Raw genomic sequence first — 20,888 nt, 5'->3', positions numbered from 1 at the left:
ACGGGATTCCATTGCCGGGGAAGAAAACCCCGCTAGAAGGTGACGTTGCCAAACTCCGAGAGGCGCAGGTCTGGGTTGTGCTCGATGGCCCAGTCCAGGTTCCAGTCGCTCGTGAACAGCAGCAGCCGGCCGCCGCGCATGTCCTCCACGCGGCAGGTCTCGCGCGTGAGTTTGAGCGTGCGAACGTCCAGCTCGTCGGGCGAGTTCTGAATCCAGCGGATGATCGAGTACGGCAGCGACGTCCTGCTCACCTCGACGTGATACTCGCTCCTAAGGCGCTGCTCCAGCACCTCAAACTGCAGCACGCCCACGGCGCCCACAATGACGCTCTCGAGGCCCGTCCCAAGCTCGCGGAAGATCTGGATCGCGCCCTCCTGCGCCAGCTCCTCCATGCCCTTCACGAACTGCTTGCGCTTGAGGGTGTCCACCTGCGTGATGCGGGCGAAGTGCTCGGGCGCAAAGGTGGGGATGGGCGGGTACTGCACGCGCATGCCCGGCGCGCAGATGGTGTCGCCAATCGAGAAGAGGCCCGGGTCGAAGAGGCCCACGATGTCGCCGGCGTACGCCTCGTCCACAGTGGCGCGGTCGTCTGCCATCATCGCCGTACCGGTTGCAAGCTTGATGGTGCGGTCACCTTGCATGTGGTAGGCGTCCATGCCGCGCTCGAACTTCCCCGAGCAGATGCGCACGAAGGCGATGCGGTCGCGGTGGCGGCGGTCCATGTTGGCCTGGATCTTGAAGACAAAGCCCGAGAACTCGTCGCGCGAGGGGTCCACGGCCTCGCCGCTCAACGTGTCGGTGTAGGAGAGCGGCGGCGGGGCCAGGCGCAGGAAGTCCTTGAGGAAGGGCTCCACGCCAAAGTTGGTGAGGGCCGAGCCAAAGAACACCGGCGTCAGGCGGCCGTGGCGAACGGCATTGAGGTCAAACTCGTTGTCCGCGCCATCGAGCAGCTCGATGTCGTCCATCAGGTTCTTGTGGTTCTCCTCGCCGATAAGCTCGTCCAGCGCGGGGTCGCCCAGCTCGGCCTCGATCTCGCCCACCTTCTTGGTGGCGTTTGCGTGGCCGTCTCCCTCGAAGGCAATCACACGGCGAGAGTTGCGGTCGAAGACGCCCTTGAAGTTGCGCCCCGAGCCAATGGGCCAGGTCATGGGATAGGTGCCGATCCCCAGCACGTCCTCGATCTCCTCCATGAGGTCGAAGGGGTCACGCGTGTCGTGGTCGAGCTTGTTCACGAAGGTGAAGATGGGGATGTGGCGCAGGGTGCAGACCTTGAAGAGCTTGATGGTCTGGGCCTCGACGCCCTTCGCGCCGTCGATGACCATGACCGCCGCGTCGGCAGCCATGAGCGTGCGGTAGGTGTCCTCGGAGAAGTCCTGGTGGCCGGGGGTGTCAAGGATATTCACGCAGGAGCCGTTGTAGGTGAACTGCAGGACGGAGGAGGTCACGGAGATGCCGCGCTCCTTCTCGATGTCCATCCAGTCCGAGACCGCGTGACGCGCGCTGGCCTTGCCCTTAACCGAGCCCGCCGTCTGGATGCTGCCGGTGTAGAGCAGGAGCTTCTCGGTAAGCGTCGTCTTGCCGGCGTCCGGGTGCGAGATTATGGCAAAGGTGCGCCGCGAGGCCACCTGTTCCGCAATGCTAGGCATGTGCTTCCCATCTTGTTTCTATGCAACTGACCTCGCGTATTGTAGCTAACGCAGGGCCACGCGCGCGGCATTGCACAAAATGCCGAGACGGACGAGCACTCTGCGGACTCACAGACCAGAAAGCATACGCCTGATTCCCTGGACATCTGAGATCTGGTCAAGCACATGGAGTATGGCATCAGACTGGAAATACTCTCCACGCCGCCTGTTCCCCATGGGACGGAGCATCCCGTACTCGCACGCCCTATTCACCAGCGCAGATGCAGCGCGAGAAGTAATCGAGAGTTCATGTGCGACAAAGGCAATGTCTACGACCGGCTGGCGAACCAGCAGAGACGGCAGCTCTCGTATCCTCGCACCATGCCGCTCAGTCATTGCTGCGCTCCATCCCTCCATCACGGCATCAAGCTCTCTTGAAGCTCTGTATCCTACATGGCAGGAGAGTTCCAGCGCATTCGTCAGCTGGGATACAACCCCAGCGATGTCGCCTTGCTGATAGTTGGCAATTGAATCCAGATAGGCATCAATGTTATGGAGAAGTCCCGCAGAGACCGGGAGCGTTGCATATGTGAGCACCCCTTCGTCGCGAAGTACCTTGTGGATGAGGGCGCGACCAGTTCTGCCGTTACCATCAACAAACGGATGAATCGTCTCCAGCTGCGCATGAATGATCGCCGCCTTCGCCACCGCGCCCACATCTCTGCGGCTCGCAAACGCCACCAGGTCGTTCAGGAGACTAGGAACGCGTTCGGAGACCGGTGGGACAAAAGTCGCTCCATGGGGGCTATATGGGGTTCCCCCAACCCAGACCTGCTCGTGGCGAAGCTGGCCGACAAACGTCTGCCCCCCTCGGTTGATCAGAGCCTCATGAACAGAGAGGATTCCGTCCACGGTAATGCCACCCGGCAAGTCTAGTGCCCTGTTCATGGCAGCAATGTTGCCTGCAATGAGACGAGCGTTTTCTGGAGCGCTGTCAGACAACTCGGCAAAAGCCACGTTTCGAGCGCTCGAGGTAAGACTCTCAATCTGGGAGCTTGCCGACGACTCGCTGCGAAGCAGCAAGTTTGGAAGCTGATACCCCTTCGACCGCTGCTCGCCATCAAAGCGGCCAAGAAGAACAAGCACTTCTTGTATACGAGTCTCAACCTCATGCGGAAGGCTCACCTCTTGCTCCGCAATGAAGGGCGGGACTGCAGCTTGGTATGTGCTGCCAATCTTCCTGCGTGCGCTCTTTGAGACGCCTTCAAGCGCGTCCGGGTCAAAGTGCCAAGGCACCGTATCGAATGTCACGCACGGCCAACCGCTCATGTGCAAACCGCCATTCGCTTCTCTTAGTATGAAATAACGGAAGCGAAGTTAAATTCACTTCCGTTATTAGTATATAAAAGAAGCGAATGCAAGGTGTGCCTGATGCATTGAGACCATGGAGCGCTCATCGCGTCCACCGTGTCATACTGGGTCACAGTCCAAGGAGGCACGCATGACGAGAAGCACGAGAATCGCTGACACCACGCGCGAGGAGCGCATCCAGATCGTTGCCGAGGCGCTTGCCTGGGGCGACGACTGCGGGGACTGCTCGCTGGACGCTTGCGGCATCGACAAGTTCTACCAGCCCTACATCGACGGCGAGCTTGAGCTGGCCGAGCTCAACATGGCCCGTGCGAGCACGAAATACGTGCTCGGCGACGCGGACCGCGGCGATCGCGGCATGAGCTGCGTCATGTAGGCAACGCTGGCCGGGGAAGGCGGATCTATGCAGTGGGTCGAGGACAGGCTGCGCGAGCTTGCCGACAAGGACGGCCAGTACCGCGAGTTCAACGCGCGGGTGGTGGCGACGGCCGACCCCGCGACCATGCTTGGCGTGCGGGTTCCCAAGCTGCGCCGGCTGGCGAGGGAGGTCTCCCGCTCGGGCGACCGCGACGCGTTTCTCGGCGAGCTGCCGCATCGCTGGTACGAGGAGTACCTGGTCCACGCCTTCGCGCTCAACGAGACGCGCGAGGTGGAGCCGGCCGTGCGCCTGTTGGACGCACTTCTCCCCTTTGTGGACAACTGGTGCGTGTGCGACGCGCTCAACCCGCGCGCGTTTCATGACGAGAAGGCCCTGAACGGTCGGCAGCGGGAGGCGCTGCTCCCACTCGCCCAGCGCTGGATGGGCTCCGAGCATACCTACACCAGGCGCTTTGGCGTCTCGATGCTCATGCGGGACCTTCTTGGTAAGGGATATGACCCCTCGCAGCTGCGCATGGCGATTGCGGCCGACAACGGCGAGTACTACGTGCGCATGATGATTGCCTGGTACCTTGCCGAGGCGCTTGTCCCCCACGAGGACGATGCACTTGCTGCTATTGCGTCGCCCGAGCTTGACCCGCAGCTTCGGCGCATGGCAATCCGCAAGGGCATCGAGAGCCTGCGCGTGCCCGCTGAGACCAAGGATGCGCTGTGTCGTCTGCGCGGGTAGGTGCGCCGTCCGACGGGCCCGGCGCCCGCTGGCCCGGCGCCCGGTGGCCCGGCGCCCGCTGGGGCGATGGCGCATAGATTATCGCTATTTCTTAAAACCGATACGCGACAACTGGGCAAACGTCACCATCGTTTAAGAAATGGCGATAACCTATGAGGGGCAGAGACCAAATCGCCGGCGGAGAAGGTGCTTTCGCATGCGCTTGCTGCGATAACGTGCCCTCCGGCGAGGATTCAACACCGTCGCGGCAATGAAGCGATACACATTCGCGCTCCGAATGTGTATCGACCTGCGCGGGTCACACATTCGGGTACGAATCTGTATCGGAAGAGGCCTGGGCTGACGCCGGAACGGAGGCTCCCGACGGGATTCCGCACGAGATGCGCCCTCCGGCGAGAAAGCGGCGCCGGAACAGCGACTTTGGACGTAATCGCTGCGAGAACGCATGCTCCGGCGTCGAAATGACGCCGGAGCGAAGGTCTCGTACGCACCTGCTGCGAGAACGCGCCCTCCGGCGAGAAAGCGACGCCGCAACGGGGGTTCCCGACGGGATTCCGCACGAGGTGCGCCCTCCGGCGAGAAAACGACGCCGGAACAGTGACTTTGCACGTAATTGCTGCGAGAACGCGCCCTCCGGCGCCAAAACGACGCCGGAGGGCCACTTCCTGCGTACTTGTCGCTACATCGCAAACGGATACTCGCCGAGCGTGTCGTACGTCTCGTCGTCGTAGACCTCGATGGTGCCCTCGACGTTCACCAGCTGGTCAAGGCTCGCGACGTCATCGTCGCTGAACCACATGAAGCTCTCGACGTACTTCCCAGGCTGGATCGTCTCGACCAGCACGGGGTCCACCATCTTGCCGTCAACCGAGAACGTACCGTACTGGGAGACGGCGGTAATAGCCTTGTCGGACTTGTTCGTGATCTTTACCGTGTAGCCGGGGTCGCCCGCCCAGTCGGCCTTCTTGTCGACGATCTCGATGGTGCAGATGTCGTCATCGGCGATGGTCTGCCCGATGGGAATAGCGGCCTCTTCGCTGGTGCCGGCCGACGTCGTCCCAGCGTCCGTTCCCGTTGCGGTCCCGGTGCTGGTCCCCGTGATCGCGCTGGTATCGCCATCACCAGCCGCGCCACTGGTCGCAGCGGCACCGCTCGAACTCGTAGACACCGTCCCCTTCTCGAACATCATCTTGGTGCCGCTCTCCTCCAAGGTCAGAACGCCGTTGGCGAGAGTGACGGGAACGCTCTGCCCCTCGACGGTGAACGTGGCCTCGGAAGCGCTCTTTGCCTCCCAGGTGCCAGACATCTCCTCGCCCATTACGTTCATCGAGAAGGTCTTGTCCTCCTTGACGCTCATCGTGACGCTCAGGCCCATGTCCTCCATGAGCTTGATGTCATCGGCGCTGGTGGCCTCGCCGTTCTCCTCCATGCCCACGAGCTTCCAGTCGCCAACGTAGTTCTTGGCCGCGTCTCCGCCGCCTGCGCAGCCCGCCAGCACGAGGCAGAGCGCGAACACCGACACCAGCATGGCCACCCATTTCTTCCTGATACTCACTTCCACCACTTCCCTTCTCCTCTCCAATGGCGCCGTGCGCCACAACTCCCCAAGCCAGATTCCTATGCGCCCATGGCCCCGCCGCAGTACTCGCAGCGGCCGTTGGCGTCCGGAATGGTCGTCGCACCGCAGAACGGGCAGGTACGCGCCGTCTTTGGCGCGGCGGCCGCCGCGACCTTCTCGCGCTCGCCCTCGCGCAGCTGCGTGAGCGCATCGCGAATCTCGCCCGCCTGCCGCTCGGCCTCGCGGAACTCCACCGAGTTGCGCTCCTCAATCCGGTAGTCGTTCACCTTGAAGGTAATCGAGTCGTAGTAGGGCACGTTCACGTGGATGGTCACGTAGACGTCGTAGTCCACGTCATACCGGGGCGGCTCATAGCTGTGCTGCTCGCCGTCCTTGTCCTTCCAGTAAAGCTCGGTGCGGCTCTCGCGCGTCTCGGTGTCGCAGCCCGTGACCTGCGAGAAGTCCAACACGTCCGGATTCGCGTCACGCCAGCGCGAGCCCGACGTCACCAAAAAACGCCCCGCATCCTCATCCAGGAGCACCTTGGTGTCGCAGCCCAGCGTGCGCGTGACATTGAAGGCCGTAACGCGCTCCTTGTTGGCCTCACGCCAGTCAAGCTGCTCGCGGATCTGCTCGACCGTAGAGCGCCGCCTGTCGCTGAAGAACGGCGAGAGCTTCTTGGCGCACTCCTTGCAGAGGTTGCCGTCCTCGAGTTTGCGATTGCCGAGAAGCCCAATCTCGCCGCCGCAGATGCTGCAGGTCTTCTTCTCGAACATCTTTCCGAACAGTCCCATGGTCACTGCTCCTTTCCGCCTCGCACGGTTGTCCCGCGTCCCCCAACGCCCGTCACCTCAGATTGTGTCGTTCGCCCGCAGCGCACAGAAGTGCCCCGCGGCCCATCCAAGGCCACGGGGCATGATGCGACGTCCAAAATGAGACAAAGGGACTGTCCCTTTGTCTCACATCCCGGGGACGATGAGACCGTTGGAGACGGCGTGGACTGCCAGGCGCAGGATGTTGTCGTAGCCGGTCTTGGCGAGAATCTCGGAGATGTGTCGCTTGACCGTTCCCTCGCTCAAGTAGAGTTCCTGGGCAATCTCTTTTCTCGTCTTTGACTCGCACACAAGGCGCAGGATGTCTATCTCCACCGGCGTGAGCTCGACGCCGTCGGGGATGATGCCCCGCTTTGCCAAGGGAAACGTAGAGTAGCCCTCCATCGTCGAGCGAATGATGCCAAGAAGCTCGCTTGTCCCTACGTTCTTGTAGACAAAGCTGTCCACGCCCGCCTCGCGCGCCCGCTCGACAAACGTGATTTCGGGAAGGCCCGTCATCACCACCACCCGAACGTCAGGCAGCTCCTCCTTGATGAGACGCGCCGCCACGATGCCACTCGAGTCGTTCTCGGTGCACACGTCGAGAAGCGCGCAGGTGGCGCCGGTGCGTCGCGTTGCCTCCAGGGCATCCGCGGCATTGGCGAGAGACGCCACAACCTCCATATCCTGCTGCGCGTTGATGGTGCAGGCAAGTGAGTCCCGAAGCATTGCCTGGTCCTCTACAAGAACGATGCGAATCATGCGTGCCCCCTCTCATCCTGGGCTTCTGGGGTGAATGCCTGGTCCTCTGAGCCGAACGCACCGGCAAGCACCTCTGATACCGCGCCCTCTCCGCTCGCCGGCAGCACAACCTCGACGGAGAAGGGTGGCCCAGCGCTCACGTCAAACGAGGCGCCCACGGCCTCAGCAATCCGCCGCATGCCGGGAATGCCCGTGCCCTCGACTATTTCCTCTGGCACACAGCCGTCGTTGGTCACGGACATCGACGCCGCGCCACCGGGACCTCGGCAAATCCGCACGTCCACGCGGCGCGCCTGAGCGTGCTTCGCGGCGTTGGTCACCGCCTCGAGGACTATCTCCGCAAACGCACGGGCCACCGTCTCGTCCGACGGAAGCTCGCCCACCACCCGAACCTCCACGCCAACAAGCGAGAAGGCGCTGCAGATGGACTCCAGGCCAGCACTTGCGGCAGGCAGGTCCGTCTCGGCAAGGTCATCTACGATGCTGTTGAGAAGCCCCGTGACCTGCTTAAGCGTCCGCGGGTCGTCGCGGTCGTCCTCCAGGAAGCGATGGAGTATCGAGAGGCGCGAGCCGATGGTGTCGTGCACGCGCGCCTTCATGCGCATGATTGCCTCGGCCTCGGCCACCTTGCGGACCTGCTGCATCGACGCGCGCAGCTCCTCGTTCGCCGCCTCCAGGAGCCGGTTGACGCTCTCCAAACGCGCGTTGATCGCCACCTCCTCGGTCACGTCAAGCGCCATGATGCGTCTGCAGCGACGCTTTCGCAGCACCACCGTATCGCGCACAAAGAGGCGGGCCGTCTGAGAGTCAGTCTCAATGATCAGACGGTCATGGTCCACCTCCCTGGCATGGGACTCAAGCCGCCCCCACAGTCCACGGGCGTCCGCAAGGTCCGTCGCAAGACCCAACGACGTGAGACTCCCACGCATGGCGTCGTTCATGAAGAGAACCTCGCCACGCTCGCTTACCCACATCACGCCCTCGGGCAGGGCGTCCAGGGCATCTACGAGCGAGAGACGCGAGACCGAGGTCTTGCTGTCGCGAACGTCAAGTGCCAGCGATGAAAAGACGCGCGCCGCGAAGAACGAGACGTCTGCGATCAGGAGCAGCGAGGAGCCCTCCCCCATTGCCGCGATGACCGGCGGTGTACAGCAGACGAGAAGCGCCACCTCCGCCGCCATCCAGGGACGACGCAGGTGAATGGCGCACACGCCTCCCAGCACGGCGGTAAGGGCGTTTGCCCAGAGCAGCGACTCCACTCCAAGGTGCACGGGATGCAGCCACAGGAGGATTGCCCCTTGGTTCTCCAGCGCTGAATTCGACACAGCGCAGACAAAGAGCAGGTGGATGGCGAGCATGACCTCATACCAGACGCGAAGCCAACGAAATCTGCCATCATGTCGCACCGAGCCATAGCACGCGTGAATCGTCTGGCCAGCGGCAAGAAGGTAGGAGAGCCCACAGATAACCATGAGCGTCGAGGCCCTCATCGAGAAGAGATGGTTCACTTGTCCCCGCCTCCTCCACGCGTGGCAGCTCCCACAGGCATGCGAATCGCTGCGTTGAGCGAGGTTGGGGACAGCTCAAGGGAGAGAGTGCCGCGGGAACCCTTGAGGTCTTCTCGCAGACTCGCCGCTGCGGCCTCCAGACGCGCCGCGTCCATCTGTGCCACGTCCAGCGCCGCGCGCATCTCAACGTGCCTCTCGTCACCGCTCACAAAGAGCATGAGGATCGGGTCGACAGCAAAGAGCGCAACGGAGGCCACGTCGTACAGGCAGTCGTAGAGCACGCTCACCACCGCGGAGGGAAGCTCGCCATCCAAGTTCACCACTGCCGCACAGTCAACGCCAATGGAGCGCAGGTCAGATGCCGTCTCGTTAAAGACGAGCTGCAGGCGGTCGCGGTCGAACTCGGGATCGCTCCTCTCGGAGAGGACCAGGGCGCCCTTGCGCTTGCAATAGGCCACGAGGAGCTTGACCTCGGTGAGCATGTCCCGCCTTTGCGCACGCTCACCCGCCTCGCTCCCCTTTGGCAGCGCAGCGAGAAGCTCACGCATGTGGCTCACCTTGTCCGAGATGGACCCTTCAATACTGCTGAGCAGGCGTTCCTCGCTCTCGAGGCGCCACAGCTCGCGACGGACGCCGCTCTCGTGCCGAAGGACCTCGTTGCTTCTCCGCAGGCGCTCCTGACTTTCGGTGAGAACACGGCGCTGCTCGTCCAAGAGAGTCACGTCCTCGGCGAGAAGAGCCGCCCCGCCACTCACCCCGTAGACCTTGAAGAGCGTATGCGGGATGGCGGAGGTCCTGAACCTCGTGACCCTGTCATGCGTCCGTGACTGGGCGACTCGTAACGTGAGGTCGAAGACGGGAGCAGGCACCGGACCGGCTGAATTGGTGGCAAAGGCAACCGAGCCGTCTCGGTCGACGACTTTGAGGTCGAGGGGAAGGCGCGAGAAGGCCTCGCCATACCACGAGTACGACGGCAGGAGGCCAAGATCTAGCGCAAGCTCCAGAAGCATCACCACTATGAGGGAGTAGTTGAGGGAGAAGTTCGTCTTGATGGCAAGCTCGTTGCGCAGCGCGTACATGAGGCAGTAGGCAACAAAGGGAACTGCCGTCATGACGAGAAGTGCGATGACGCCGTGCAGCCGCCGACGCGACGCGGCAAAGAGAAGAGCAAAGAAGCCTAGGTACTCCGCAGCATAGACCGCCACCGCAAGCCAGTAGCCCCAGTTGTAGACGTAGGCCTCCTGCCAGTCTGACCTCGAGATGTCAACAGAGAAGACCTGCAGGTGCATGCCGTTGGTGAGCACCGAGGCAATGATTGCGGCGCTTGCTGCCCAGGCAACCCGTCTCAGGAATACAGCCCAGGGCTTGGCATCCAGCGCCGCCGCGCGCAGAGCGCACAGCAGGCAGAGCAACGGAATGAATGTCATGGGCACGTAGTAGAGGTACCAGAGAAAAGCAATGAGCTGAGGGCTATTGATGGGACACCGATACTTGATGAGCACGTCGAGCATCCATAGGCCAACGAGCAGCGCCACGCCCTTGAGGCAGTGGCGAATCTGCGCGTCCGAGCACCGCATGTGGACAGAGAAGCCCCAGAGCGCTGCTGCCGGAGCCATGAGAATCATGAATCCCGAGGTGGCAGATGGCCCCACGCTGTAGGAATCCGGCGGTCGGAAGGGAGACCAGCGCAAGAGCATGGTGCTGCCCGGCTTGGGCGAGGGCATGCTGCCAAACACCTGCATGGCGAGGAGGGCCAGGCACAGGAGAACCCCTCCGGCGCATGCGCCGGCGATAACCTTTCGCGCAAACGTGTCATCAGACCTGCTCACGCGGGTGCCCCCTCCCACTCGCGCCTCAATGGCGGCCCATAACCCCATTTTAGTCGCGCCAGATACCGCGCTTTGGGTCGCGTGGCCAACGTTCGGCAGGCGTTTTGGGACGTTCGGTAATTCCGCCATCGGGGCATGCGAATCACCCTGATGGTGAGGGCGACCGTGCCCAACGGAAATAACGACGAAGGAGCGTGAACCATGGGACTTCTGAGAGCTGGAATGGGTGCCGTGGGCGGGGTTCTCGCCGACTCCTGGCGCGAATACTTCTACTGCGACTCGCTTGACGCGAATACCCTCGTGGTCAAGGGACGCAAGAGGGTTTCGGCGCAGGGACGCTCGTCGAACACGCGCGGCGAGGACAACATCATCTCGAACGGATCCGTCATCGCCGTGAACGAGGGCCAGTACATGATCATCGTGGAGCAGGGCGCAGTGGTCGAGGCGTGCGGCGAGCCCGGCGAGTTTGTGTTCGACAGCTCAACGGAGCCAAGCCTCTTCTTTGGCGAGGGTAGCTCGCTCGGCGAGAGGATACGGGCGTCGTTCGAGCGCGTGGGCACGCGCTTCTCGTTTGGCGGTGACACGGGCAAGGACCAGCGCGTCTACTTCTTCAACGCCAAGGAGATTGTGGGCAACAAGTACGGGACAGCCGCTCCGGTGCCCTTCCGCGTGGTGGACAACAACATCGGGCTGGACGTGGACATCTCCGTGCGCTGCAACGGCGAGTACTCCTACCGAATAGTCGACCCGCTCATGTTCTACAAGAACGTGTCCGGCAACGTCGAGCAGCCCTACACGCGCGACAAAATCGACTCGCAGCTCAAAAGCGAACTGCTCACCGCGCTGCAGCCGGCGTTTGCGCGCATCTCGGCCATGGGTGTGCGCTACTCGGCGGTGCCCGCGCACACGAAGGAGCTGGCTCAGGCACTCAACGAGGAGCTCTCCGAGTCCTGGGGGCAGATGCGCGGCATCGAGGTGGCGGCGTTTGGCGTGAACTCCATTGTTGCCTCTCCCGAGGACGAGGCAATGATCAAGGAGCTTCAGAAGGCCGCAGTAATGCGCGATCCCACGATGGCGGCGGCAACCCTGGCGGCATCGCAGGCGGACGCTATGCGCATGGCGGCGTCCAACAGCACCGGCGCGGCGATGGGGTTCATGGGCATGGGGATGGCCAACGCCATGGGCGGCGGCATGAACATGCAGGGACTCTACGGCATGGGTGCCGGAGGCGGGGCGACGCCGGCCACGGGCGGCGGGGCGCCGGCAGCAGCCTCGGCGCCAACCGCAGCGCCCGGCACCTGGACCTGCTCGTGCGGGGCACAGAACACCGGGCGCTTCTGCGGAAACTGCGGAAGTCCAAGGCCTCAGCCGGCAGACGGACCGTGGACCTGCTCGTGCGGAGCACAGAACACGGGACGCTTCTGCAGCAACTGCGGAAGTCCGCGCCCGTAGGCGACTCTCGGGACGATTGCCGCAAGAATGTGCCCTCCGGCGAGAGCGCGTCGCCGGAGGGCCTCATGTGTTGCAAATCGCATCAAAGTGGCCTCTCCGGAGACAATAAGTCGCCGGAGAGGCCGAAATGTTGCAGGGCGCGCCAAATGTAGCCCTCCTGCGACGAGAAGCGCGGGCCCTCCGCGCCTTTGGGTGCCTGCCGCCTCGCGCGTCCCTCTCGACCCCAGGTCCGACGGAGTTTAGCTCCTTTTCTTAATCGCAAGCCACACCAACTGCGCAAACGTGGGTGCGGATTAAGAAAAGGAGCTATTCTCCGCGAGGAAGGGGCGGAGGTGACGCCGGAGCGAGGATTTCGTACGCCGCGGCTGCGATAACGTGCCCTCCGGCGCCAAATTGACGCCGGAGCGGCAACTTCGTACGCACTTGCTGCAAAAACGAACCCTCCGGCGTCGCCGACCAACGCCAGTCGGCGCCGGCGCTGCCCCTACCCCTTCGCCGGGATAATCTCAATCCACTGGCCCTCGGGGTCGGCGATGAAGTAGAGCCCCATCGCGTGGTTCTCGAACACGATGCAGCCCATCTCCTCGTGAAGGCGATGGTACGCGTCGTAGTCGTCTACCACGAAGGCAATGTGCGTGTCATCGCCGCCGTTGGCGTAGGGCTCGGTGCGACCGCGGTTCCACGTGAGCTCCAGCTGGAACGGCGAAGCGTCGTTCTCCATGAACGTGTTTGTCCAGGAGCCGTCGTCCGGGCCGGACTCCCTCACCACGTGGAAGCCAAGCGCCTTCTCGTAGAACGCAATGGTCTTCTCCTTGTCCAGAACATGCGTGCAGCGATGGACGAACTTTGCATTCATGGTGACCTCCTTAGAAAAACGCGGACGCGAGCACCTGCCCGCGTCCGCTCGTGTTGCGTGCCCGAATCTCAGGATACCAGCGACAAACGCCGCGCGGCCACTACCGCTTGGCGAGCATCTTGCTGAACGACGTGTCGGAATGGCGCGCCCACGTCACGTAGACAATCACGCTCAGCACGCAGGCGAGAGAAACAATCGACCACATGGCCGAGTAGCCCAGCCCCGTGATGAGCGAGCCTGCAATGCCTCCGCCCAGGCCGTAGCCAATGTCGTAGCCGCAGAGGAAGGTCGAGTTGGCCGAGCCGCGCGTCTCTTCGGTCGAGGTGTGCACCGCCATCGACTGCAGCGACGGCTCGAGACCGCCAAAGGCGTAGCCGGCAAGCACCGCCGAGAGGATATAGGTCACGGCGTTGGGGACAAACGCCAGCAGCAGGAACGCAACGAGCATGGCCGCGTTGCACGAGTAGACGAAGAAGGCCTCGCCGCGCTGGTCAACAAGCTTGCCCAGGGTGATGCGCACCAGAAGCAGCATCCCGGACATCACGAGGAAGTAGATGGATCCCGAGGGCAGCGAGCTCTCGGCCGCAAAGATTGCCACGAAGTTCTCAAGTGCACCAAAGGTGAACATGAAGACGAGCATGGTCACCGTAGCGGGCAGCGAGTCGCGGTTGATGATGGTGCGCAGGTCGAGCTTCTTCTTGGGCACGTCAACCTTGGGCGCACGCACAAAGGCAAAGAGAACCAGGCCCAGGCCGGCGATAGCGGCGGCCACAGCGTACAGCGCGTTGAAGCCAAAACCCTCCATGAGCGAGAGGCCCAGCGCCGGCGCGATGGCCGAGGCAAGCGCCGTCGCCATGCCAAAATAGCCCATGCCCTCGGCAAAGCGCGGGCGGCAGATGACGTCTGACGCCACGGTGGCCGTGGTTGAGTTGGAGAACGACAGGCCAACGCCATGCAGCATGCGAACGGCAATCGCCACAGAGAGCACGGGAACAAACACGTAGCCCAGAGGCGCAAGGCCCATGAGGACAAGGCCCGCAATGAGCGCCGCCCTTCGAACGCCGTTGTCGAGCCACCAGCCCACGAATGGCCTGATGATCACGGCAACAAACGAGAACGCCGCAGCGCAGATGCCCGCCACGGCCTCGGTGCCTCCAAGGCTCTGTATGTAGAACGGGAAGGTAGAAAGGCTCATGATGTGGTTTGTGAAGACGCACAGGTTCACCAGGATGATTAGAACCAGCTCGCGCGTCCACAGCTTGGGCTCGCCCTTGCCCTTGGTGGCAGCAGATGTTGCTTCTGTCAAAAAGATCCCTCCTAGACGGGTTGAAGTGACCGTCCAGCAGGAATCGATCGTTCGCAGCGCGCGGATACGTCACGGCTGGACGGCGTAGCCATCAATTGGACTTACGCCGTGCGGCAGCTCATTGACGTAGTGCAGTATAGCCGAGAAGTGCGGACTCGGACGGGAACGCCAGCGTTAGCCTTGCCCCTCGGCCTGCCCGTGGGAGCGTTGCGGCTTGGGGACGTCAATGCTCCCCGCGCCGGGAGACCAGTACCCGAGTTTGATTCCGCGCTGGTAGACGGCGACTGCCTTGGCAAAGTACCCGCGCGCGTTGAGGTGCGTCCAGTCCGAGCGCAGTTGCTTCGATATACAGCCCAAGCGCGCGTCTGCCACGTCCTCTTCGGTGGGCGTAAGGCCCGAGATCTCAAGCCCGTGCTTGATGAGAAAGACGCGCATGTTAATGAAGTGGTCGCCAAAGGCCTCGCGAAGCGCCGTCTCCCAGCTGGTCTCGCGCGGCGCGTAGTCCTCCGTAAAGGGCTCCTGGCTTGTGTCGCCAACGGAGGTGCCGGGGTCATCGGTGTCGCCCAAGATGAGGTAGTCCTCGCAGCCGGAACGGTCAATCATCGCGCGGTACTGGTCGATGAGGACCTGGTAGTCGCCACCCCAGCCGCCGTTGCTGCCTATCTCGAGCACGAGGATGTCGCCCGTGTGCTGTGTGCCCTCGTCTACGACCTCGGGGTCTATGTGGCTGATGGGCTGCTCGACCGCGTCCGATCCCGCGTCCGCCTCCGCCCCCTCGTCCGACTCCGCCTCCGCGTCCGACTCCGCCTCCGCGTCCTCATCCGACTCGGCATCGTCGTCTTCGTCCTCGCCATCAGGGTCAACAGAGGCGTCCGCGTTGTCAATGTCGAGCGTCACCCACGGAAGGGCACCCTGCATGACGGCTATCTCCTCCGATGTTGCACCGGCAACGCCAAAGTTGTATGTATCGAGCCCCGTGAGCTGCGAGAGCACCTGGGGATACGACTGGTAGCTGGTGTCGTACAGCTCGCCGTCCGCAAGCGAGACAAGCGCGTCCGTATCGTCGTCGGCACCCACTCCCTGGGTCATGCTGTCGCCCCAGCAGACAATCTCGCGTGTGTCATCATCGCTGGTGCCGGGGTAGAAGCGCCAGTCGAAATCGTCTGGATACGAGAAGTCCTCCTCGGCCTGCTGGGCGCCCTCCTCGCCCGTATCCGTCTGGGAGTCATCGCTCGCAGAGGACTGCCCACAACCGGCAAGCGACGTCACCAGCGCAGCCGTGGCAACAATAACGCCAAGTCTTCTCACAAGCGCACCTCCCCTTTGCGCGAATCTTCTCCTGACTACTAGAAGGATACCCACGCTCAAGGGAGGTGCGAGAAATCACACGGTACGTACCCGTAGCCAAAAAGCGACGCCCTTCGCGGGCGTCGTCGGAAGGCTACATCTCGCTGCCAGACTCGGCTTGCAGCGACGCTGCGTCCGCGTTCTTCTCGGCCTTGGACTCCCCCACGTGCGAGAAGCACTTGGCAAACACCAGACGCGAGATGGGACCCGCCGCAAAGAGGTTCCACAGGAGCGCCATGGGGAAGTTCTTGATGAGCGTACCCACCCAGATGGCGGGGAGCTGCGCCACGGGCATGCCCGCAAGAATCACGTTGAAGAGGACGCTCGCAACGAGGCTCATCGTGGGGCACATGATGAGGACGGTGCAGCACGAGCGAATGGTGCCCCGGATAAAGGTGCTGTCGCGCTTAGAGTCGGTGAGGCGTGCCGCCAGCGCCGCGCCGCCGCGCGTGCCCCAGAGGTTCGAGAACAAGAACACGAAGAGCCACATGTACGAGGCCTCGACCAGAGCGCCAAGGAACACGTCGTTGGTCATGTTGGAGAAGCCGCCAGGCATGGTGGGGATGCCCATCTTCCAGGCCACGTTGTAGACCTCCATCCCGTAGGCCATGGTGATGGACATGAGAATCCCAAAGATGACTCCCTGTGCCTTGTTCTTAGGCATGCCTTGCTCCTCTCCGCCGCGCTTGCCCTGGGGTTCGCGGCACACAAAAAAAGGACTCTTCGTCACTTCGGGTGGATAGCACATCCCTGCGATGATGTGGCCGAACCCTCCGGGCGGTAGGATATTGCCGTGCAGGAAAGGGCCGGACATCCACCTGGGAGGCGGCGATGGAAGCACGGGCCGGGATGCTGGCGCAGCTCTTCGAGAGGTCGATGGGGCTCGGGGCGGAATGGGAGGTCTCGGACGTCTGGTTCGAGGAGAAGGGGGATGCTCCCAGCGAGCTCCACATCCGCGTGGCGCACGTGAGGGGCCGGGCGGTGGAGTGCCCCGAGTGCGGGCGGAGGTGCGGCGTCTACGACACGCGGGAGCGCACCTGGCGCCACCTCGACATCTGGCAGTACGAGACCATCGTGCACTGCGCCGTGCCCAGGGCGGACTGCCCGGAGCACGGCGTCCGCACCGTGCGCATGCCCTGGGAGGTGAGGCCGAACTCGCACTTCACGGCCCTCTTCGAGGCCCAGGTCCTTGCCATGGCCCTCTCCGGGCTGACGGCGGTCCAGATAGCCTCGGCGCTGCGCATGCCGGACGGGGCCGTGTGGCGGATGCTGAGGCGCGCGGTCGCCGAGGCCAGGGAGGCCGCCGACTACTCCGGCGTCGCGAGGGTGGGGATCGACGACACCGCCTGCAGGCGCGGGCAGAGCTACATCTCGGTCATGGTGGACCTCGACGGGCAGAGGGCCATAGGCGTCACGGAGGGCAGGGACAGGGGCGCGCCGGAAAGGCTCGCCGGAGAGCTGGAGGCCCACGGCGGCAGCAGGCTCGCCATCCGGGAGGTCACGCGCGACATGTCGGAGGCCTATGCCCTGGGGGCCGCCGATGCCTTCCCGGAGGCAATCCAGACCGTCGACCGATTCCATGTGTCGCAGCTCTTCTCGAGGGCCACCGACAGGGTCCGCTGCCGGGAGGCGAGGTCGTCCGAGGAGAAGAGGCGCCTGCTCAGGGGCACGAAGTACTGCTGGCTGAAGCGGCCGGAGAACCTCACGGAGCGCCAGGCCGCGAGGAAGGCCTCCCTCATGGGCGAGCACCTGCTGACGGCAAGGGCATGCGCCATGTCCGAGGCGATGAGGGCCGTCTATGCCCGCCCGGACAGGGAGTCCGCCGGCAGGGAGCTGGACCGCGTCGTCTCCTGGATCATGCATTCCAACGTCCCCGAGATGAAGGTGGTGGCGGGGACGGTCAGGAAGGAGCGGGAGGGCATCCTGAACTGGTTCTCCAGGAACGCCACCAACGCCATCCTCGAGGGGCTCAATTCCGTCATCCAGTCGATCAAGAGGGCGGCGAGGGGGTTCAGGAACGTGGAGTACTTCAAGACGATGATATTCCTCAGGCTCGGCCGCCTGGACTTCTCGGCCCAGCTGGCCGTCTCATCCGCTACCCACTAGAAACAGCGAAGAGCCAAAAAAAGGCGTGCGGCCGCCCACCGAGGGCAACCGCACGCTTTGCTGACTACACCTTTTCGCCGCGGAGGATGGCATTGTGGGGCATCCAGCTCGCGACGGCTTTGCGCTACACGCAAGGAAGACCATAGCACGCACGCGACGCGGCGCGACAAAATCAACACGTGGCGAGAGGGGCGACGATAAGGCCGACGATAAGGCCCGTCGCCCTAGGCCCGTACACCCGGCACACCCTCGCCCAGGCCCTCGACCAGGTCAATCACCGAGCGCACCAGGCCGCCATCCGCATAGGCGTCCTCGCGTACGCACAGGTAGAAGGTGGTATGTGCCTCCGAATCACGGATGGGAACAAAGACCCGCTCGACCTGGCCATCGTCACTCGCGCCGGCGCCGACGACGTCCGGACGCACGAGCACGGGCGCATCGGACGAGAAGCCCAGCATGCGCGTGGTGCGCATAAGCTGGCGCCAGACTTCGAGGTCCTCCTGCACCACCACGTGCGCGTGCGGGGTGGTGCGACGGTGCATGTCGCCCCAGAAGCCGATACCGCCAAAGAGCAGGAACGTCTCGCCATCGAGGTCCTCAAAGCTCACGCTCTCACGCTGTGCCAGCAGGTGGTCCTTTGGCGCCGAGAGGTACAGGCTCTCGCGCATGAGAAGCACGCTGCGCATGCTCGGTGCTTCTCGTGTGCAAATGGCCAGGTCGATAAGGGAGTCGAAGAGGGCGCGCTCAACGTCCGCCTCGTCGCCCACCATCTCGGAGCTCACGAGCGCACCGGGCATGCGCTCCACGATGAGCGACGTGAGGTACCACAGCGGCGCCGGCGCGATGGTCCCCACACGCAGCACACGCTCGCGCCGCGATGCGTCGAGAGACGCCTGGCGCATGCGCCTCTCGGCGGCGAGAAGCTCCTCGGCGTGCGGCAGCAGCTCGCGTCCCACGCGGTTGAGCGCAAGCGAGTTCTTGCCGCGGTCAAAGAGCGCCACGCCAAGATCCTCCTCAAGATGCTGGACGGAGCGGCTGAGCGCCGGCTGGGAGATGTGCTGCTCGCGCGCGGCGGCCGTCACCGAACCTGTGCGGGCAACGGCAACAAAGTGGCGTACCTGGTCGGTGTTCATACGGACGCACCCCTCTCCCAGCAATGCACTTTGTGCATGGCAAGAACCCATAGCGGCATTGTACTTCTCGCCTGTGCGGCTGCATCATTGGTAGAAAAACTAAGGAGGGCACCATGAAGCAGACCGCAGGCAGAGACCAGCTGGGCACCATCGCCCCACTCTTTGCGCACCTCAACGACGACGTGCTGTTTGGGGAGGTGTGGGACCAGGAGGCCATCGACATCAAGACTAAGTGCATCGTGACCGTGACAACGCTCATGGCGTCTGGGGTGATCGACTCCTCGCTTACGTATCACCTTCAGAACGCCAAGGCTCACGGTGTGAGTCGAGACGAGATTGTGGCCGTGGTGACGCACGCGGCCATGTACTGTGGCTGGCCCAAGGGCTGGGCCGTTTTCCGCATGATCAAGGAGGTCTGGGGCGACGACGAGCAGGTCGGCGCCAACAGCGTCGATGCGCCACAGGGGCTCTCGGAGATCTTCCCCATGGGCGAGCCCAACGACGCCTACGCGCAGTACTTCATTGGGCGCAGCTGGCTCGCGCCGCTTGGCGATCCACAGCTGGGGGCAGCCAACGTGACCTTCGAGCCGGGCTGCCGCAACAACTGGCACGTGCACCACAAGGGTGGCCAGGTGCTCATCTGCGTAGCTGGTCGCGGCTGGTACCAGGAGTGGGGCAAGCCGGCGCAGGAGCTGCACCCCGGTGACGTAGTGAGCATTCCACCCGAGGTCAAGCACTGGCACGGCGCCGCGCACGACTCTTGGTTCCAGCACATCGCGCTTGCCGTGCCCGCCGAGGGTGCCAGCGCCGAGTGGCTTGAGCCCGTCACAGACGAGGAGTACGCGCAACTGGCATAGGCGCAGGCGGCATCCGTTCGCTCACGCAAGTCGCCGGAAGCACGCTTTCCTCAGCAAAACCCGCAAAAATAGCCCCTCCGGAGACGATTTGTCGCCGGAGGGGCCAAGTTGGATGCAATTCTCGCCAAAAGGGGGCTTCCGGAGACTTTGCTTCCGGCGGCAACCGCCGGGCAGCTTGTCTCGCTACCAAGACAGCAGCTCGTACCCATCATCGGTGACCACCAACTGGACCTCCCACTGGGCGGAATCCGAGCCGTCTGCCGTGCGCACGATCCAGCCGTTGGCCTTGTCGGTCGTGATGTCGGGCGCGCCTGCGTTGACCATGGGCTCTATGGTGAAGCACATGCCAGGCACCAGGATGGGGCCGGTACCGCGCTCGGAGACAAAGCTCACGAACGGGTCCTCGTGGAACTCGCGACCAATACCATGGCCGCCGTACTCCTCGACCACGGTGTAACCGGCCTCGCGGCACAGCTCGTTCACCGCGGCGCCCACGTCGCCCAGGTGCCCCCAGGGACGAACGGCTGCAAGGCCCGCCTCAACGGACTTTTTGCATGTCTCAACCAGACGCCGGCGCTCGTCCGAAACCTCGCCGATGCAGTACATGCGGCTGGAGTCAGAGAAGTACCCGCCCTTTATGGTGGACATGTCAACGTTGATGATGTCGCCATCCTGAAGGACGTCCTTCTCGTTGGGGAAGCCGTGGCAGATGACGTCGTTGATCGAGGTACACACGCTGTAGGGGTAGCCCTCGAAGTTGAGGTCGGCCGAGACCGCGTCGTGTGCCGAGAGGTACTCCTCGACCCAGCGGTTGATGTCCATGGTCGAGACGCCCGCGGCGATGTGCTCGCCAACGTAGTCGAGGACGCCCATGTTGACGGCGGCCGACGCCTTGATACCCTCGATGTCTGCGGCGGTCTTGAGGAGCGAGCGGGGCAGGACCTCCTCGCCGTCAAGGTACAGGCGCTCCATGCGCTCGTCCGCAGGGCCGTGGCACTTCTTGTACTTGCGACCGCTCCCGCACCAGCAGGGGTCGTTGCGCCCGGGAACGGGCAGCTTGTCAAACATGGCGATTCTCCCATCGGGTCGAGCTTGGCTACCGTTTCAACGATACCCTCGCAGGGCGCCTGCCGACGCCGGGATTGCAAGTTAGACGAATCTAATCACAGGCGAGGGGCCCGTGCGCGGTGTGCGCTCGGCGCATGCGCGCCCCGGCGGCGTGCGACGGGCTCCCAGCAGCGTGCGACAGGTCCCAGCG

18 protein-coding genes are annotated in these 20,888 nt (G+C 63.5%); 5 read left to right on the top strand and 13 right to left on the bottom strand.

Annotation, left to right across the window (positions count from 1 at the left end; all coding sequences use genetic code 11):
- Positions 1 to 32: 32 nt before the first annotated feature.
- Entirely contained in the window at positions 33 to 1,646 is a 1,614-nt protein-coding gene (locus BT122_RS06405) for a peptide chain release factor 3 (protein ID WP_072355146.1), read from the bottom strand.
- A 108-nt stretch (positions 1,647 to 1,754) separates the two neighbouring features.
- Positions 1,755 to 2,954, bottom strand: coding sequence for a Fic family protein (locus BT122_RS06400; RefSeq protein WP_072355145.1), 1,200 nt, complete (start codon positions 2,952 to 2,954; stop codon positions 1,755 to 1,757).
- A gap of 172 nt (positions 2,955 to 3,126) precedes the next feature.
- On the opposite strand from BT122_RS06400, the gene BT122_RS06395 reads away from it, so the two are divergent.
- Positions 3,127 to 3,372 (top strand): hypothetical protein, encoded by a 246-nt coding sequence (locus BT122_RS06395; RefSeq protein WP_072355144.1) that lies wholly within the window; start codon positions 3,127 to 3,129, stop codon positions 3,370 to 3,372.
- Positions 3,373 to 3,399: 27 nt separating this feature from the next.
- Positions 3,400 to 4,104 carry a DNA alkylation repair protein gene (locus tag BT122_RS06390; RefSeq protein WP_072355143.1) on the top strand — a complete coding sequence of 235 codons (705 nt, stop codon included), beginning with the start codon at positions 3,400 to 3,402 and terminating at the stop codon, positions 4,102 to 4,104.
- Between the two features lie 679 nt (positions 4,105 to 4,783).
- On the opposite strand, the gene BT122_RS06385 is transcribed toward BT122_RS06390, so the two are convergent.
- The 5 genes from BT122_RS06385 to BT122_RS06365 all read right to left on the bottom strand — a co-directional run bounded on the left by BT122_RS06385 (position 4,784) and on the right by BT122_RS06365 (position 10,573).
- The gene (locus tag BT122_RS06385; protein ID WP_143189993.1) at positions 4,784 to 5,665 is read right to left on the bottom strand and encodes a hypothetical protein; all 882 of its coding nucleotides are present in this window, start codon (positions 5,663 to 5,665) and stop codon (positions 4,784 to 4,786) included.
- Between the two features lie 56 nt (positions 5,666 to 5,721).
- Positions 5,722 to 6,456 (bottom strand): DUF4428 domain-containing protein, encoded by a 735-nt coding sequence (locus BT122_RS06380; protein ID WP_072355200.1) that lies wholly within the window; start codon positions 6,454 to 6,456, stop codon positions 5,722 to 5,724.
- Positions 6,457 to 6,621: 165 nt separating this feature from the next.
- On the bottom strand, positions 6,622 to 7,236 hold the full coding sequence (locus BT122_RS06375) for a response regulator transcription factor (RefSeq protein ID WP_072355141.1): 615 nt from the start codon (positions 7,234 to 7,236) through the stop codon (positions 6,622 to 6,624).
- Positions 7,233 to 8,744: a sensor histidine kinase gene (locus tag BT122_RS06370; RefSeq protein WP_072355140.1), complete on the bottom strand. Its 1,512-nt coding sequence runs from the start codon at positions 8,742 to 8,744 to the stop codon at positions 7,233 to 7,235. The genes BT122_RS06375 and BT122_RS06370 overlap by 4 nt, the downstream gene beginning before the upstream one ends.
- The gene (locus tag BT122_RS06365; RefSeq protein ID WP_072355139.1) at positions 8,741 to 10,573 is read right to left on the bottom strand and encodes a hypothetical protein; all 1,833 of its coding nucleotides are present in this window, start codon (positions 10,571 to 10,573) and stop codon (positions 8,741 to 8,743) included. Before BT122_RS06365 ends, BT122_RS06370 begins: the two co-directional genes overlap by 4 nt.
- A gap of 201 nt (positions 10,574 to 10,774) precedes the next feature.
- Between BT122_RS06365 and BT122_RS06360 the strand changes: the two genes are divergently transcribed.
- Positions 10,775 to 12,025: an SPFH domain-containing protein gene (locus BT122_RS06360; RefSeq protein ID WP_072355138.1), complete on the top strand. Its 1,251-nt coding sequence runs from the start codon at positions 10,775 to 10,777 to the stop codon at positions 12,023 to 12,025.
- A 484-nt stretch (positions 12,026 to 12,509) separates the two neighbouring features.
- Here the strand turns inward: BT122_RS06360 and BT122_RS06355 are convergent, their stop codons facing one another.
- The 4 genes from BT122_RS06355 to BT122_RS06340 form a co-directional block, all read right to left on the bottom strand.
- Positions 12,510 to 12,881 carry a VOC family protein gene (locus BT122_RS06355; protein WP_072355137.1) on the bottom strand — a complete coding sequence of 124 codons (372 nt, stop codon included), beginning with the start codon at positions 12,879 to 12,881 and terminating at the stop codon, positions 12,510 to 12,512.
- A gap of 100 nt (positions 12,882 to 12,981) precedes the next feature.
- Positions 12,982 to 14,187: an MFS transporter gene (locus BT122_RS06350; protein ID WP_072355136.1), complete on the bottom strand. Its 1,206-nt coding sequence runs from the start codon at positions 14,185 to 14,187 to the stop codon at positions 12,982 to 12,984.
- Between the two features lie 174 nt (positions 14,188 to 14,361).
- On the bottom strand, positions 14,362 to 15,495 hold the full coding sequence (locus BT122_RS06345) for an SGNH/GDSL hydrolase family protein (RefSeq protein ID WP_072355135.1): 1,134 nt from the start codon (positions 15,493 to 15,495) through the stop codon (positions 14,362 to 14,364).
- A 133-nt stretch (positions 15,496 to 15,628) separates the two neighbouring features.
- Positions 15,629 to 16,198 carry a DUF2798 domain-containing protein gene (locus tag BT122_RS06340; protein WP_072355134.1) on the bottom strand — a complete coding sequence of 190 codons (570 nt, stop codon included), beginning with the start codon at positions 16,196 to 16,198 and terminating at the stop codon, positions 15,629 to 15,631.
- 167 nt (positions 16,199 to 16,365) lie between these two features.
- Between BT122_RS06340 and BT122_RS06335 the strand changes: the two genes are divergently transcribed.
- Positions 16,366 to 17,640 (top strand): ISL3 family transposase, encoded by a 1,275-nt coding sequence (locus BT122_RS06335; protein WP_072355133.1) that lies wholly within the window; start codon positions 16,366 to 16,368, stop codon positions 17,638 to 17,640.
- A gap of 224 nt (positions 17,641 to 17,864) precedes the next feature.
- Here BT122_RS06335 and BT122_RS06330 read toward each other — a convergent pair whose 3' ends face one another.
- Positions 17,865 to 18,773: a LysR family transcriptional regulator gene (locus BT122_RS06330; protein ID WP_072355132.1), complete on the bottom strand. Its 909-nt coding sequence runs from the start codon at positions 18,771 to 18,773 to the stop codon at positions 17,865 to 17,867.
- A gap of 113 nt (positions 18,774 to 18,886) precedes the next feature.
- On the opposite strand from BT122_RS06330, the gene BT122_RS06325 reads away from it, so the two are divergent.
- On the top strand, positions 18,887 to 19,630 hold the full coding sequence (locus tag BT122_RS06325) for a carboxymuconolactone decarboxylase family protein (RefSeq protein ID WP_072355131.1): 744 nt from the start codon (positions 18,887 to 18,889) through the stop codon (positions 19,628 to 19,630).
- 183 nt (positions 19,631 to 19,813) lie between these two features.
- On the opposite strand, the gene map is transcribed toward BT122_RS06325, so the two are convergent.
- The gene (gene map / locus BT122_RS06320) at positions 19,814 to 20,698 is read right to left on the bottom strand and encodes a type I methionyl aminopeptidase (RefSeq protein WP_072355130.1); all 885 of its coding nucleotides are present in this window, start codon (positions 20,696 to 20,698) and stop codon (positions 19,814 to 19,816) included.
- Between the last annotated feature and the right edge of the window lie 190 nt (positions 20,699 to 20,888).

Source organism: Olsenella sp. kh2p3, from assembly GCA_900119625.1.
Taxonomy (GTDB): Bacteria; Actinomycetota; Coriobacteriia; order Coriobacteriales; family Atopobiaceae; genus Tractidigestivibacter.
The sequence above is the reverse complement of the archived record's forward strand: the minus strand, read 5'-3'. Positions and strand labels throughout refer to the sequence as shown.

What these genes read in the sequence shown, in the direction of transcription:
- BT122_RS06405 (WP_072355146.1), bottom strand. Translation starts at nt 1,646, where the DNA reads ATGCCTAGCATTGCGGAACAGGTGGCCTCGCGGCGCACCTTTGCCATA.
- BT122_RS06400 (WP_072355145.1), bottom strand. Translation starts at nt 2,954, where the DNA reads ATGAGCGGTTGGCCGTGCGTGACATTCGATACGGTGCCTTGGCACTTT.
- BT122_RS06395 (WP_072355144.1), top strand. Translation starts at nt 3,127, where the DNA reads ATGACGAGAAGCACGAGAATCGCTGACACCACGCGCGAGGAGCGCATC.
- BT122_RS06390 (WP_072355143.1), top strand. Translation starts at nt 3,400, where the DNA reads ATGCAGTGGGTCGAGGACAGGCTGCGCGAGCTTGCCGACAAGGACGGC.
- BT122_RS06380 (WP_072355200.1), bottom strand. Translation starts at nt 6,456, where the DNA reads ATGGGACTGTTCGGAAAGATGTTCGAGAAGAAGACCTGCAGCATCTGC.
- BT122_RS06375 (WP_072355141.1), bottom strand. Translation starts at nt 7,236, where the DNA reads ATGATTCGCATCGTTCTTGTAGAGGACCAGGCAATGCTTCGGGACTCA.
- BT122_RS06360 (WP_072355138.1), top strand. Translation starts at nt 10,775, where the DNA reads ATGGGACTTCTGAGAGCTGGAATGGGTGCCGTGGGCGGGGTTCTCGCC.
- BT122_RS06355 (WP_072355137.1), bottom strand. Translation starts at nt 12,881, where the DNA reads ATGAATGCAAAGTTCGTCCATCGCTGCACGCATGTTCTGGACAAGGAG.
- BT122_RS06340 (WP_072355134.1), bottom strand. Translation starts at nt 16,198, where the DNA reads ATGCCTAAGAACAAGGCACAGGGAGTCATCTTTGGGATTCTCATGTCC.
- BT122_RS06335 (WP_072355133.1), top strand. Translation starts at nt 16,366, where the DNA reads ATGGAAGCACGGGCCGGGATGCTGGCGCAGCTCTTCGAGAGGTCGATG.
- BT122_RS06330 (WP_072355132.1), bottom strand. Translation starts at nt 18,773, where the DNA reads ATGAACACCGACCAGGTACGCCACTTTGTTGCCGTTGCCCGCACAGGT.
- BT122_RS06325 (WP_072355131.1), top strand. Translation starts at nt 18,887, where the DNA reads ATGAAGCAGACCGCAGGCAGAGACCAGCTGGGCACCATCGCCCCACTC.
- map (WP_072355130.1), bottom strand. Translation starts at nt 20,698, where the DNA reads ATGTTTGACAAGCTGCCCGTTCCCGGGCGCAACGACCCCTGCTGGTGC.